This is a genomic window from Amycolatopsis dongchuanensis (genome assembly GCF_039542405.1).
Classification (GTDB): Bacteria; Actinomycetota; Actinomycetes; order Mycobacteriales; family Pseudonocardiaceae; genus Amycolatopsis_E; species Amycolatopsis_E sacchari.
Genome location: NZ_BAABIB010000015.1, coordinates 1 through 12,573 on the forward strand (window position 1 = coordinate 1; position 12,573 = coordinate 12,573).

Here is a 12,573-nt window from a genome sequence, read left to right on the forward strand (position 1 = left end):
CCCGCGGCCCCGCCCGCCGAACCGGCCGACGCCGCGGCGACCGTCGCCGTCGCGGCACTCGCCTTGGCGCCGGTCGCCGCGAGGTAGCCGACCACCGCACCGCCCAGCACGATCGGGGCGACGACGGCCCGCAGTGCGCCGTTGACGTCCGCCAGCTCGGCGGCCAGCGCGCGACACCGCTCGCACTCGTCGAGGTGCGCCTCGACCTGGGCGCGTTCGCGTTTGGACAGTCCGTCGCGGGTCCAGGCGCCCAGCCGGTCGGCCGTCGCGCGGCAGCGTTCGGCGGAGGTCTCGGCGAGGTGGACCTGCAGGTACGCCTGCCGCAGCCCCTCACGCGCGCGGTAGGCGAGCGCGGACACGCCGTTGGGGGTCAGGCCCAGCAGCGGCGCGACCTCGGCGGGGCTCTGCTGCTCGATCTCGGTGTGCCACAGCACGGCCTGCCACCGCTCCGGCAGCCGCGCGAACGCCTTCGCGGCCATGGTCCGTTCGAGCCCGGCGACCGCGGTGTCGGAGAACGGGACGGTCAGCGCGTCGGTGGCGGCTCCGCCCGCGCCGCTCAGCGTGGTCATGTCCTCGCTGAGGTCGAGCCGCTTCTCCTTGCGCGTGCGGTCGTAGGCGGTGTGCCGCAGCGCGGTGAGCAGGTATGCGCGGAAGGCGCTGTCGGGGCCCTTGCCGGCCCGGAGCGTGTCGAGGACCTTGGCGAACGCGTCGGACACCAGGTCGTCGGACTCGGCCTTCGACCGCGCGAGCTGGCGCGCCAGGTTGTAGGCGGCGCCGACGTGGCGCTCGTAGAGCGCGCCGTACGCCGTGAGGTCCCCGTTGCGCACCGCGGTGATCAGCTCGGCGTCGCTCTTCTCGTCGAAACCCGCGGGAACGGTGGACACTGCTCTCCTTCAGTCCAGGCTGGGACGAACGGTGATCGCGGCACCGTTCGTCGAACCAGACGTCGCGCAGCGATCAGTGTGACGGAACTCGGCGAACACGTCACCCTTCGGGGTCGTCGAAGCCCCCAGGAGTGCAACAAGATCACCCGGGGAAACCGGCGACGGCCGGTGCGTCATACCAGAGACCTCCGGACGTCACGAGATCGGCAGTGTGGACGAAAGGACGGTCGCGAGTGGATGTACCAGCCGGCGACGGGGGCAGTCCCCGGCAGCGGAGCTGGAGACCGCGCGGTGCGTTCACCGACCCGGTAACCGGCCGCTCCCTGCGGGAGTTGCGTGCGAAGTGGCGGACGGCGAGCCTCGCCGCCGGCTGGCGCTTCCCGAGCGACTGGGCGCTTCCCGAGGTCGACGCCGTGTGCGCGGAGGCGCTGGAGGGCGATCCCGAGGACGCGCTGGCGGGCCTGGCCAGGGCGAGGGCGCACGCGGGCGCCGGGCTCGCCGAGGTCCTCGCCGACGTCGCGGCCCTGCACGCCGTGCTCACCGGGGACGACGACGGGCTGGTCGCCCCGGATGTCGACGCCCTGCCCGCCCGGCTGCTCCGTGTGACGGCGCTGGCGTGGGCGGACGTGGCGATGGACCAGCTCGCGCGCATCGAGGTCGTCGACTCCCTGACCGGCCTGCCCACGGCCGCCTACCTGCGCACCCGGCTCGGCGAGATCTACCGGCAGGCCGAGGTCATCGGCCGCGCGGCCGCGGAGGACCACACGCTGCTGGTGGTGACCCTCGACCTGTCCGAGGTGGCCGGCTGGCACCGGGTGACCGGCATGATCCTGCTCGCCGAGGCGCTGCGGAGCGTGCTCGACGGCGGCGAGAGCATCGCGACCGCGGGCCCGTCGACGCTGGTCGCCGTGTTGCCGAGGGACGGCGGGATCGCGTCGAAGGCGGTGCTGCTGCGGCGCGCGCTGCACGAGCGGCTGTCCGTCGACCCGCACCTGGCCGAGCTGACCAACCCCCGCATCCGGCTGGTCCGGTTGCCCCCGACCCACGACGGGGCGTGCGCCCTGTTGCGGCGGCTCGCCCGGTCCTGACCCGGTCGTCCCGTTCAGGCCCGCGATGGCCGGGGCTTGTGCGCAGGCCGATGCTCATCCGTGCTTTCCTGGAAGGGTGACCCAGTCAGTGCCCGCTGCCGGCAGTGAGCCGTTCACGCGCGCGACGCCGCCGCGCCTGGCGCTGCGGACCTCGCTCACCCGGTTGTCGATGCGGCCGAGGTCCATGCTGCTGCTGTCCGTCGTGCCGGTGCTGGCGATCGCGCTCGGCGTGGTCGGCTGGCTGCTGGACTGGCGGCTCGGCGTGGACAACGCCGTGTACCGCGCCGGTGCGCTGACGCTGCTGCACGGGGACCCGCTGTACGACTCCAGCACGCTCGCCCCCGAGCCGTGGTGGGCGCTGCTGCCGTTCACGTACCCGCCGACGGCGGCGCTGCTGTTCGTGCCGATGGCGGTCGTGCCGACGCAGGTCGCGTGGGGGGTGCTGACGGCGATCTCGGTGCTGGCGATGGCACTGGTGATCCGGGTCGCGATCGGCTCGCTGCCCAAGCCCGCGGCCGGGGTGCCGCGCTGGTGGTCCTCCCCCGCGCGGGCGACCCTGGTGTTCTCGGTGCTGATGCTCGGGCTCGAACCGGTCTGGCGCACGATGTTCCTCGGCCAGATCAACCTGATCCTGATGGCGCTGGTCGTGGTGGACGTCCTCGTCGTGACGGCTCGCGGGGGGCGTGGCGGAGGCGTCATGGTCGGCATCGCCGCGGCCGTGAAGCTGACGCCGCTGATCTTCGTGGTGCACCTGTTCCTCACCGGCAAGCGCGCGGACGCGGCGCGGGCGCTCGCCACGTTCCTCGGGCTCCAGCTGCTCATGCTGCTGCTGATCCCCGGCGACACCATCCGGTACTGGACCAAGACAATCTCCGACACCGGCCGCATCGGCCCGGTGCACTGGGCGGGCAACCAGTCCCTCAACGGCCTGATGAACCGCGTCACCGACCTCGCGCCGTGGGCGTCGAAGGCGGCGATCGGGATCAGCGCGCTGCTCGCGATCCCGGCGATCTGGCTGATGCTGCGCTTCCACCGCCGCGGGCAGGCGCTGGCCGCGTTGCTGGTCAGCGCGTTCTTCGCGTTGCTGGCCTCGCCGATCTCGTGGTCGCACCACTGGGTGTGGGCGGTGCCGCTGATCGTGCTGCTCATCTCGCGGCTGCCGCAGACCAGTCCGGGCACGGCGTGGCGCCGGTGGTTCGGCACGGGCGCGGTGATCGCGGTGTTCATCAGCTGCGTGCTGCTGTTCCTGCCGAACGGGCGCAACATCGAGCTGCACTGGAAGTTCTGGCAGAGCGTGCTCGGCAACGCCTACATCCTGATGCCCCTCGTCCTCGCGGCCGTCCTCGTGACGCGGTGGGCCCGGCAGCGCAAGCGTGGCGATGTCGACTCCCCGGCTGTCCGCTGATCCCGGGCGGCTCCTGGCCTGCCTGCTCGCCGTCGCGGCGTTCGCGGCCGGGGTGTGCGCCTGGCTCGCGGGGTGGCGGCTGGGCGCGGACAGCGCGGTGTACCGGGCGGGCGCGCTGACCCTGTTGCACGGCGAGCCGCTGTACACGCTGGACCGGCTGGCGGCGCTGCCGTCGTGGGTCGCGCTGCCGTTCACGTACCCGCCCGCGGCGGCGCTGCTGTTCGTGCCGCTCGCCGCGCTGCCGCCGGGGCTCGCGTGGGGGATCGTCACGACGGTGTCGGTGGTCTCGCTCGCCGTCGTGGTGTGGGTGTGCGCGCGGCGGGCGCTGGTGCTCGCGGTGCCGGCGCTGGCGCTGGAGCCGGTGTGGAAGACGTTGTTCCTGGGGCAGGTCAACCTGGTCCTGCTGGCACTGGTCGTCGTCGATGTGCTGGGGCGGCGGCACCGGTTTTCGGGGGTGCTGACCGGTATCGCGGCGGCGGTGAAGCTGACCCCGTTGATCTTCGTGGCGCACCTGTTCGTGACCGGCCGGTGGCGGGACGGGCTGCGTGCGCTGGGCACGTTCGCCGGGCTGCAGGCGCTGATGTTCGCGCTGGTCCCGCGGGACGCGCTGGAGTACTGGACGCACGCCGCGTTCGACCCGGACCGGATCGGCGGCGTGCACTGGATCTTCAACCAGTCGCTGAACGGGCTCGTGCACCGCGCCTCGCACGACGCGGTGTGGTCGGGCAAGGTCGCGTTGCTGATCGCGGCCGTGCTGGCCGTGCCTTCGGTGTGGCTCGTGCGGCGGCTGCACGCCCGCGGCGAGGCGCTGGCGGCGTTGCTGGTGACGGCGTTCCTGGGGCTGCTGGCGTCGCCGGTGTCGTGGACGCACCACTGGGTGTGGGCGGTGCCGCTGCTGGCGTTGCTGGGAACGAAGCGCCGGTGGGTCTGGGCGGCGGCGGTCGCGGTGTTGTTCGGCAGCTGCGTGGTGATGCTGGTGCCCAACGGCGGGACGACGGAGTTCACGTGGGGGCTCGGCTGGTCCCTGCTCGGCAACGCGTATGTGCTGGCCGCAGCGCTGGGAATCCTCGGGCTCGCAGTCCGTGAGCTGCGTCTCCCTCTATGCCCGACCGCCGCCCCTCAAGGAGGCGCTCCGCGCCGCAGTTAAGCTCCAGCCGTGGACAAACGCACGGGTCTCCCGGTAGTCGGCATGGTGGGCGGCGGCCAGCTCGCCCGGATGACGCACCAGGCCGCGATCGCGCTCGGCCAGTCGCTGCGGGTGCTCGCCGCGAACGAGAACGACGCCGCGGCCATGGTCGCCGCAGACGTCACGATCGGCCACCACACCGATCTCGAAGCGCTCGAAGCCTTCGCGAAGACCGTCGACGTGCTCACGTTCGACCACGAGCACGTGCCCGGCGAGCACCTGCTCGTGCTCGCGATGAACGAGGACGTGCCCATCCGGCCGGGGCCGGACGCGCTCGCCTTCGCGCAGAACAAGCTGATCATGCGCGAACGCCTGTCGGCGGAGGACTACCCGTGCCCGCCGTTCGCCGAAGTGTCCGAAGTGGACGATGTGCTGAAGTTCGGCGCCGAGCACTCGTGGCCCGTCGTGCTGAAGGCCGCCACCGGCGGCTACGACGGCAAGGGCGTGTGGATGCTGGACTCCGACGGCCAGGCCCGCACGCTGGTGCCCGAGCTGCTCGCCGCGGGCACGCAGCTGATGGTCGAGCGCCGCGTCGAGATGCGCCGCGAACTGTGTGCGCTGGTCGCCCGCTCGCCGTTCGGGCAGGGCGCCGCCTGGCCGGTCGTGGAGACCGTGCAGAAGGACGGCATCAACACCGAGGTGCTCGCGCCCGCGCCGGGGCTGACCGCCCGCAAGGTCGACGAGGCGCAGGACCTCGCGCTGCGCATCGCCGACGCGCTCAACGTGGTCGGCGTGCTGGCGGTCGAGCTGTTCGACACCGACGGCGGCCTGGTGATCAACGAGCTGGCGATGCGCCCGCACAACTCCGGGCACTGGACCATGGACGGCTCCCGCACCTCGCAGTTCGAGCAGCACCTGCGTGCGGTGCTGGACTACCCGCTGGGCTCGACGGAACTGCTCGCGCCCACGGTGATGGCGAACGTGCTGGGTGCGCCCGCCACCCCGAAGATGGGCCCGGACGAGCGGCTGCACCACCTGTTCGCGCGGTTCCCCGAGGCCCGGGTGCACCTCTACGGCAAGGGCGAGCGCCCCGGCCGCAAGCTGGGGCACGTGAACTTCGTCGGCCAGGACATGGCGGAGCTGCGCACGAGGGCGACCCTGTCCGCGCACTGGCTGTCGCACGCGGAATGGCTCGACGGCTACGACATCCACGGCAAGGAGCGATGATGAGCCCGCAGGTCGGCGTGATCATGGGCAGCGACTCGGACTGGCCCGTGCTGGAGGCCGCCGGGCAGGCGCTCGACGAGTTCGGCGTGCCCTACGAGGTCGGCGTGTACTCGGCGCACCGGACGCCGCAGCGCATGCTGGACTACGCGAAGACCGCCGCCGACCGGGGCCTCAAGGTGATCATCGCCGGGGCCGGCGGCGCCGCGCACCTGCCCGGCATGGTCGCGTCGGCCACGGTGCTGCCGGTGATCGGCGTGCCGGTGCCGCTGAAGTACCTCGACGGGCTGGACTCGCTGCTGTCGATCGTGCAGATGCCGGCGGGTGTGCCGGTGGCGACGGTTTCCGTCGGCGGGGCCCGCAACGCCGGGCTGCTCGCCGTGCGGATGCTGGCGGCGCACGACCCGGCGCTGCGGGAGCGCATGGCGCGGTTCCAGGCGGACCTGGAAAAGCTGGTGCTGGACAAGGACGAGGCGCTACGCGCCAAGCTGGGCTCGTAACTCCCGCTTGAGCACCTTCCCCGCGGCGGACACCGGGATCTCGTCCACGAAGATCAGCTCCCGGATCCGCTTGTAGGGCAACACGTTGTCGTTCACCGCCGCCAGGAGCGCCTCCTCGCTGACGGACTCCCCGGCCCGCACGACGAACGCGACCGGCAGCTCGCCGACGTCCGCGCGCCTGCGGCCCACGACCGCCGCGGCGCGCACGCCCGGCTGCGCCATCAGCAGCTCCTCCAGCTCACGCGGGTAGACGTTGTACCCCTTGTACAGCAGCATGTCCTTCTTGCGGTCCACAATGGACAGGTAGCCCTCCTTGTCCAGCACGCCGACGTCACCGGTGTGCAGCCAGCCGTCGACGAGCACGGCCGCCGTCTCCTCGGGCCGGTTGTGGTAGCCGCGCATCACCTGCGGGCCGCGGATGCACACCTCGCCCGGTTCCCCGGCGGGCAGCGGGTCCTCGCCGCCCTCGGCGGGCACGATCTTGACCTCCGTGTCGAACACCGGCACCCCCACCGTGCCCTGTTTCCGCGTGCCCGAGCGGAAAGCGGGCCCGCTCGTGGCGCCCATCGTGACCTCGGTGAGCCCGTAGCCCTCGTTGATCACCGCGTCCGGGAAGCGGCGCGCGAGCGCGCGGAGCATCTCGTGCGGCAGGGGAGCGGCGCCCGACGTCAGCGAGCGCACCGACGACAGGTCGCGCGTGGCGAAGTCGGGGCAGTTCAGCAGCGCGGCGAACAACGCGGGTGCCCCGCCGATCTGCGTGACGCGCAGCCGTTCGGCGTCGGCGAGGTAGCGCACCGGGTCGAAGCCGTCCTGCAGGACGATCGTGGTGCCGCTGAGCATGGGCACGTTGAGGCCACCGATCGTGCCCATCGCGTGGAACCACGGGGTGAGGTTGATCGCGACGCCGGTGCCGAGCCTGCCGCGGTACTCCTCCTCGCTGCCGCGCTGGTCGAGCGTCAGGTTGCCGTCCGCGTCGAGCACCGGGACCGATCCGCTGCCCCAGCACGCGTACTGCAGCGAGTTGACCACCACGTTCCGGTGCGGCAGCTCGACGCCCTTGGAGCGGCCGGTGGTACCGCCGGTGTAGGCGAGGTGCGCGAGACGGTCGTAGATGTCGATCTCCACGTCGGGCGCGGTTTCCGGCTGCCCCACGGAGAACTCGTCGACCTCGGACGCCTCGACGACCAGCCGCACGCTCGTCCGGTCCCGCACCGCGGCCAGCGCCTGCGCGGCCTTGCCGAAGGTGACGGCGGCGACGGCCCCCGAGTCGGCCAGCTGAGCGGCGAGGTCCGCGGGCGGCAGCAGCGGGTTGGCGGGGGTGAAGGTGGCGCCTGCCAGCAGGATCCCGTAGTACGCGACGGGGTAGGCGAGGCAGTTGGGGGCGTGGATGGCGACGGTGTCGCCGGGCTGGACGCCGTGTGCGCGCAGGGCGTGGGCGAACCGGCACGCCGCCCGGTGCACCTGCGTGAACGTGAGGGTGCGGTCGTGGTGGCGGTACGCGACGCGGTCGCCGTAGCGGGCGGCGGCACCGGCGAGGATCGATCCGACGGGGACTTCAGGGTAGTCGAGCGAGCCAGGCACTCCGGCGGGCATGGTGATCGGCATCACTACACGATAAGGCGAAAGATGCGGCCTACGACACAGAAAGCGGGGCGTGAACGAGCGCTAACATCGATGGGACAGTTTCGCCGTGAGGAGGGTGACGCCGGTGTCGGGCTTGTACCAGTTGGCCGAGGAGCACGAGGAGCTGCGTGCCGCCGTGCGCGCGCTGGCGGAGAAGGAGATCGCCCCGTACGCGGCGGAGGTGGACGAGCAGGAGCGGTACCCGTCCGAGGCGAGGGACGCCCTGGTCAAGGCCGGTTTTTCGGCGGTGCACATCCCGGAGGAGTACGAGGGGCAGGGCGCGGACGCGGTCGCGGCGTGCATCGTGATCGAGGAGGTCGCGCGGGTCGACGCGTCGGCGTCGCTCATCCCGGCGGTGAACAAGCTGGGGACGCAGCCGATCATCCTGTCGGCGTCGGAGGACCTGAAGAAGCTGGTGCTGCCGGAGATCGCGGCGGGCGCGTCGGCCTCGTACGGGCTGTCGGAGCGCGAGGCGGGTTCGGACACCGCGTCGATGCGCACGCGTGCGGTGCTGGACGGGGACCACTGGGTGCTCAACGGCGCGAAGGCGTGGATCACCAACGCCGGCGAGTCGACCTGGTACACCGTGATGGCGGTGACCGACCCGAAGGCGGAGAAGAAGGCGCACGGCATCTCGGCGTTCGTGGTGCACAAGGACGACCCCGGGTTCTCGGTGGGGCCGAAGGAGCGCAAGCTCGGCATCAAGGGCTCGCCGACGCGTGAGCTGTACTTCGAGAACTGCACCATCCCGGCGGACCGCATCATCGGTGAGCCGGGCACGGGCCTGAAGACGGCGCTGGCGACGCTGGACCACACGCGCCCGACGATCGGGGCGCAGGCGCTGGGCATCGCGCAGGGCGCGCTGGACGCGGCGGTCGCGTACGTGAAGGAGCGCAAGCAGTTCGGCAAGGCGATCGCCGAGTTCCAGGGCGTGCAGTTCATGCTGGCGGACATGGGCATGAAGATCGAGGCCGCCCGCCACCTGGTGTACGCCTCCGCGGCGGCCTCCGAGCGGGGCGACGCGCGTTCGGGCTTCCTCGCCTCGGCCGCGAAGACCTACGCGTCCGACATCGCGATGGAGGTGACCACGGACGCCGTGCAGCTCTTCGGCGGCGCCGGTTACACCCGTGACTTCCCGGTCGAGCGCATGATGCGGGACGCGAAGATCACGCAGATCTACGAGGGCACGAACCAGATCCAGCGCATGGTGATGGCCCGGCAGCTGCTGAAGGGCTGAGTCCGGTGGGCGGGGTCTCGGATCAGGCCCCGCCCCGCATCCCGGCGGAGCTGCGCGCCGACGTCGAAACGCTGTGGGACTACCACGACCTGCACCACGAGCTGCGGCCCACCGACGTCGGTATCGGGCTGGGCAGCCATGATCTCGGCGTCGCGACCTGCGCCGGGGAGCTGTACCACCAGGGCATGTTCCCGCTCATCGTCTTCACCGGTGCGAACGCTCCCACCACTGTCGAACGCTTCCCGCGCGGCGAAGCCGTGCACTACCGGGAAGAAGCCCTCCGCCTCGGCGTACCCGACCGGGTTGTCCTCGTCGAGGCCGAAGCCCGCAACACCGGCGAGAACATCACGCTTACCCGCCGGTTGCTCGAAGAGCGGGAGATCGAGGTGCGGTCCGTGACGCTGATCAGCCGCCCGTACCAGCAGCGCCGCGCGTACGCGACGTGCAAGAAGCTTTGGCCGGAGGTGGACGTCGTCTGCGCATCCCGGCGGCAGCCGCTGGACGAGTACGTCGAGTCCATCGGCGACGTGGACCGGGTGATCAACATGCTGGTGGGGGACACGCAGCGGATCACGCTGTACGCCGAGCGCGGATACGCGATTCGTCAGGAAGTGCCTGCCGCGGTTTCTGGCGCCTACCGGAGGCTTTCGGAAGCGGGGTTCACGAACCGGCTGATTCCCTGAGGAGGTCCGTGCCAGAGTGTGCCGATCCGCTGGAGCTCGCCCTGCGGGCTGTGGCTCGGGCCCGCTGTCCGCGGCGCTGCGCGATCGAGGGGCGACCGTGACCGGGATCGACGCGAGCGCCGGGATCTGGAGCTCGCCCGGCAGCGGCTCGGCGCCGACGTGGACCTGCGAGTCGCCGACCTGGCCAACCCGCTGCCCGGCGGCCGGCTGCTCGTCTCGGTCGACCACCCCTTCGTGGCCTACGGCATCCAGCGCCTCGCCGGGCAGGAGGCCGACTACTTCGCGACCTACCGCTGGTCCTTCGTCTGGACGATGGGCGGCCAGAGCATGCCGATGAGCTTCTGGACCCGGCCCCTGCACGCGATGACCGACGCCTTCACCTCGGCCGGTTTCCGCATCGACGTCGTCCGCGAACCGCAGCCCGCGCCCGCCGCACGAGACCTGTTCCCCGAGGAGTACCGCGCCCTCACCACCGGCCTGTGTTTCCTGTTCTTCGCCCTGCGGGCCGAGTAGGCGTCAAGTTCCGGCCGTGATCAACCGGAATCCGACGTCGAGTTCCTCCCGTTCCAGGAGGTCCGCGTGCCGCTCCTGCCACCGGCCGGAGGCGAGGTCCGCGCGCAGCCGCGCCAAGCCGCGGGCCACCGCCGCCTCGTCGGCCTGCGCCAGCGCGGAGCAGTTGCGCCGTACCTGCTCGTCCAGGTACGCCTCCGGGCGGCGCCAGTGCGCCGGGAACACGCCATCGTGGAAGTCCCACGGCACCGGCAGGACCGTGACCTCCCGCGCGCCGAGCTCGATCGCGATGTCGTCGGCCGACGGGCGGGCCAGTTCGAGCTCCGCGATCTCGGGGATGTACTCCCGGACGAGCCAGAACTCCGCGTGGAGCCGGGTGTCGTACGCCAGCACCACCTGGCACCGGGCGATGCGCCGGAGCTCGGCCAGCCCTCGCCGCCAGTCGTTCCAGTGGTGCACCGTCAGAACGGCCATCGCCACGTCGGCCGCATCGTCACGCACCGGCAGGTGCTCGGCGACGCCCGCCACCGCCGGAGCCAGACCCGGCTCGCGCTGCCGGAGCATCTCCCCGGAGGGCTCGACAGCCAGTACGGTGCGGCCGGGCGGTTCGTACGACCCCGTGCCCGCACCCACGTCGATGACCGAGTCGGCGTCCGCGAGCGCCGCCTCGATGGCGGCCATCCACCGGGGCTCCGTCCGGCGTCCCCGCGAATAGCCTTGCCCGATCCGGTCGTACACCTGTGGCGACATCTCCCGATGATGCCACCCGATTTCACACGTCCGGCCTATGCGAGATAGGGCAGGCTGGAGGCATGGCGAAGGATGCCACTCCCGTCCTCGCGTTCGCGGCCGTCGTCCTCGGGATCGTCGCCGCGGCGGCCAACGCTGACGCCTGGTGGTTCCTCGCCGGCGTGGTCGCGTGCGTGCTGCTGATCGAGAAGCCGGCCAACACCTGAAAGCCGCATCCGGTGGGAAATTAACCCCGCTTTCACCTACCGCCGGTATGGTCGGATCACGTAGTTGAAACTTGAACGGGATGGGGAACCGATGTACGCACGGGTTCAGGACGTGACGGCCCTCCTCGGCCGCATCGGGGTCGGCGTGGTCTTCCTCGCGCACGGCCTCCAGAAGTGGGACATGGGCCTCGACGGCGTCACCCAGATGACCACCGGCATGGGCATCCCGCTGCCGACGCTCTCCGCGCTGTTCCTGATCGTCGTGGAAACGGTCGGCGCCATCGCGTTCATGCTCGGGCTCGCGCTGCCCGTGCTCGGCGTCGCGCTCGCCGTGGACATGGTCGGCGCGATCTTCTTCGTCCACCTCGACCACGGGCTCACCGGCCAGGGCGGCTACGAACTCGTCCTGGCGCTCGCCGCCGGCGCGCTCGCGCTCGGCTTCAACGGCGGCCGCCTTTCGCTGGACCACGTCCTGTTCTGGCGCAGGCGCGCCCAGCGGCAGGAGCTCCAGACCGCGTAGAAACTCAGTCCAGCAGGTCGGCCGTCGTGCGCTCCGCGCGCCGGCGGTCGGCCAGCTTGGCGGGGTCGGGGTTCGACACCTGCACCAGGTGCGCGCCCGCCGCCAGCGGCCCGAGGAACCCGCGCAGCACCCCTCCGGGCACCGACCACTCCACAGTGGACAGCAGGCGGGCGCCCTCCGGGACGCCCTGCGCCCGCGCGGCGGACAGCACTTCGTCCACAGTGGACCCCGCGAGCGCGGGCGTGTCACCGGCGATCGGCAGCATCGGGCTGAACGCGTCACCGGCCAGCCGGGCCTCGGCGAGGTAGTCGAGCGCGCCGTCCGGCGGCGGGGACGTCAGCCCGCGCCCCATCGGGTCGAGCGCGACCACCGCGGTGGTGCCCGTGACGGGCGCGCCCGGCGCGACGAACGACACCCGCGCGCTCGCCGACTCCGGCACCACGTCGGCGCCGCACCACCACGCGCCCAGCAGCACCCCGGCCGTCTGCCAGTGCGCGGGCAGCCGCACGGCCACCTCGTCGCCCGGCTCCACGTCGAACTCCTCGACCAGCCAGTTCGCCGTCTTCGCCGCCCAGTTCGCCACCGTCGCGACGGACAGCTCGACCCTCGTCCCGGCCGCGTCGTCGTAGTGCGTGATCAGCGGGCGCGCCGGGGACAGGCCCCGCAGCAGGTGGTCAGTCAGGCTCACCCGGAAAGCCTACTGTCACGCGCAGCGTGTCGGCGGAGGGTGGTGGTGGGGAAGCGGCTGACCTAGGTGTGGTGTCCAGGGAGGTTGGTCAGGCGGGTGATCGGGGGTTTGCCGCTGGTTGCGCTGTGG

The 12,573-nt window shown here is 71.9% G+C and carries 14 protein-coding genes; 10 read left to right on the top strand and 4 right to left on the bottom strand.

Annotated features, from left to right (window positions below):
* The coding region (locus tag ABFX51_RS02685; protein ID WP_346051855.1) for a sigma-70 family RNA polymerase sigma factor at positions 1-884 on the bottom strand (884 nt) is incomplete at its 3' end.
* A 233-nt stretch (positions 885-1,117) separates the two neighbouring features.
* Here ABFX51_RS02685 and ABFX51_RS02690 point away from each other — a divergent pair.
* From ABFX51_RS02690 to purE, 5 genes are all read left to right on the top strand, one after another.
* Entirely contained in the window at positions 1,118-1,972 is an 855-nt protein-coding gene (locus ABFX51_RS02690; protein ID WP_428832432.1) for a GGDEF domain-containing protein, read from the top strand.
* A 76-nt stretch (positions 1,973-2,048) separates the two neighbouring features.
* Entirely contained in the window at positions 2,049-3,377 is a 1,329-nt protein-coding gene (locus tag ABFX51_RS02695) for a glycosyltransferase 87 family protein (protein ID WP_245783361.1), read from the top strand.
* Positions 3,352-4,524: a glycosyltransferase 87 family protein gene (locus ABFX51_RS02700; RefSeq protein ID WP_091515146.1), complete on the top strand. Its 1,173-nt coding sequence runs from the start codon at positions 3,352-3,354 to the stop codon at positions 4,522-4,524. Before ABFX51_RS02695 ends, ABFX51_RS02700 begins: the two co-directional genes overlap by 26 nt.
* Before the next feature lie 9 nt (positions 4,525-4,533).
* Entirely contained in the window at positions 4,534-5,730 is a 1,197-nt protein-coding gene (locus ABFX51_RS02705; RefSeq protein ID WP_091514990.1) for a 5-(carboxyamino)imidazole ribonucleotide synthase, read from the top strand.
* The gene (purE, locus tag ABFX51_RS02710) at positions 5,730-6,227 is read left to right on the top strand and encodes a 5-(carboxyamino)imidazole ribonucleotide mutase (protein ID WP_091514988.1); all 498 of its coding nucleotides are present in this window, start codon (positions 5,730-5,732) and stop codon (positions 6,225-6,227) included. Before ABFX51_RS02705 ends, purE begins: the two co-directional genes overlap by 1 nt.
* Here the strand turns inward: purE and ABFX51_RS02715 are convergent.
* Positions 6,204-7,832, bottom strand: coding sequence for a class I adenylate-forming enzyme family protein (locus tag ABFX51_RS02715; RefSeq protein ID WP_091514985.1), 1,629 nt, complete (start codon positions 7,830-7,832; stop codon positions 6,204-6,206). The genes purE and ABFX51_RS02715 overlap by 24 nt on opposite strands.
* 112 nt (positions 7,833-7,944) lie before the next feature.
* On the opposite strand from ABFX51_RS02715, the gene ABFX51_RS02720 reads away from it, so the two are divergent.
* The 3 genes from ABFX51_RS02720 to ABFX51_RS02730 all read left to right on the top strand — a co-directional run bounded on the left by ABFX51_RS02720 (position 7,945) and on the right by ABFX51_RS02730 (position 10,283).
* The gene (locus ABFX51_RS02720) at positions 7,945-9,087 is read left to right on the top strand and encodes an acyl-CoA dehydrogenase family protein (protein WP_218153586.1); all 1,143 of its coding nucleotides are present in this window, start codon (positions 7,945-7,947) and stop codon (positions 9,085-9,087) included.
* A 5-nt stretch (positions 9,088-9,092) separates the two neighbouring features.
* Complete coding sequence (locus ABFX51_RS02725) at positions 9,093-9,770, top strand: YdcF family protein (protein ID WP_091514978.1); 678 nt, start codon at positions 9,093-9,095, stop codon at positions 9,768-9,770.
* A gap of 159 nt (positions 9,771-9,929) precedes the next feature.
* Positions 9,930-10,283: a hypothetical protein gene (locus tag ABFX51_RS02730; protein WP_428832433.1), complete on the top strand. Its 354-nt coding sequence runs from the start codon at positions 9,930-9,932 to the stop codon at positions 10,281-10,283.
* A 3-nt stretch (positions 10,284-10,286) separates the two neighbouring features.
* Here ABFX51_RS02730 and ABFX51_RS02735 read toward each other — a convergent pair whose 3' ends face one another.
* Entirely contained in the window at positions 10,287-10,961 is a 675-nt protein-coding gene (locus ABFX51_RS02735; RefSeq protein WP_245783360.1) for a class I SAM-dependent methyltransferase, read from the bottom strand.
* Positions 10,962-11,092: 131 nt separating this feature from the next.
* Between ABFX51_RS02735 and ABFX51_RS02740 the strand changes: the two genes are divergently transcribed.
* Together ABFX51_RS02740 and ABFX51_RS02745 are read left to right on the top strand one after the other, a co-directional pair.
* Positions 11,093-11,236, top strand: coding sequence for a hypothetical protein (locus ABFX51_RS02740; RefSeq protein WP_177228952.1), 144 nt, complete (start codon positions 11,093-11,095; stop codon positions 11,234-11,236).
* Between the two features lie 91 nt (positions 11,237-11,327).
* Positions 11,328-11,756 (top strand): DoxX family protein, encoded by a 429-nt coding sequence (locus ABFX51_RS02745; protein WP_091514972.1) that lies wholly within the window; start codon positions 11,328-11,330, stop codon positions 11,754-11,756.
* 4 nt (positions 11,757-11,760) lie between these two features.
* Here ABFX51_RS02745 and ABFX51_RS02750 read toward each other — a convergent pair whose 3' ends face one another.
* A complete protein-coding gene (locus ABFX51_RS02750) occupies positions 11,761-12,444 on the bottom strand; it encodes a TIGR03089 family protein (protein ID WP_091514970.1) in 684 nt (227 codons plus the stop codon).
* Between the last annotated feature and the right edge of the window lie 129 nt (positions 12,445-12,573).

Bases quoted from the DNA above. Each gene is read 5' to 3' on its own strand.
- ABFX51_RS02740 (WP_177228952.1), top strand. From the start codon at position 11,093: ATGGCGAAGGATGCCACTCCCGTCCTCGCGTTCGCGGCCGTCGTCCTC.
- ABFX51_RS02715 (WP_091514985.1), bottom strand. From the start codon at position 7,832: ATGCCGATCACCATGCCCGCCGGAGTGCCTGGCTCGCTCGACTACCCT.
- ABFX51_RS02700 (WP_091515146.1), top strand. From the start codon at position 3,352: ATGTCGACTCCCCGGCTGTCCGCTGATCCCGGGCGGCTCCTGGCCTGC.
- purE (WP_091514988.1), top strand. From the start codon at position 5,730: ATGAGCCCGCAGGTCGGCGTGATCATGGGCAGCGACTCGGACTGGCCC.
- ABFX51_RS02735 (WP_245783360.1), bottom strand. From the start codon at position 10,961: ATGGCCGCCATCGAGGCGGCGCTCGCGGACGCCGACTCGGTCATCGAC.
- ABFX51_RS02745 (WP_091514972.1), top strand. From the start codon at position 11,328: ATGTACGCACGGGTTCAGGACGTGACGGCCCTCCTCGGCCGCATCGGG.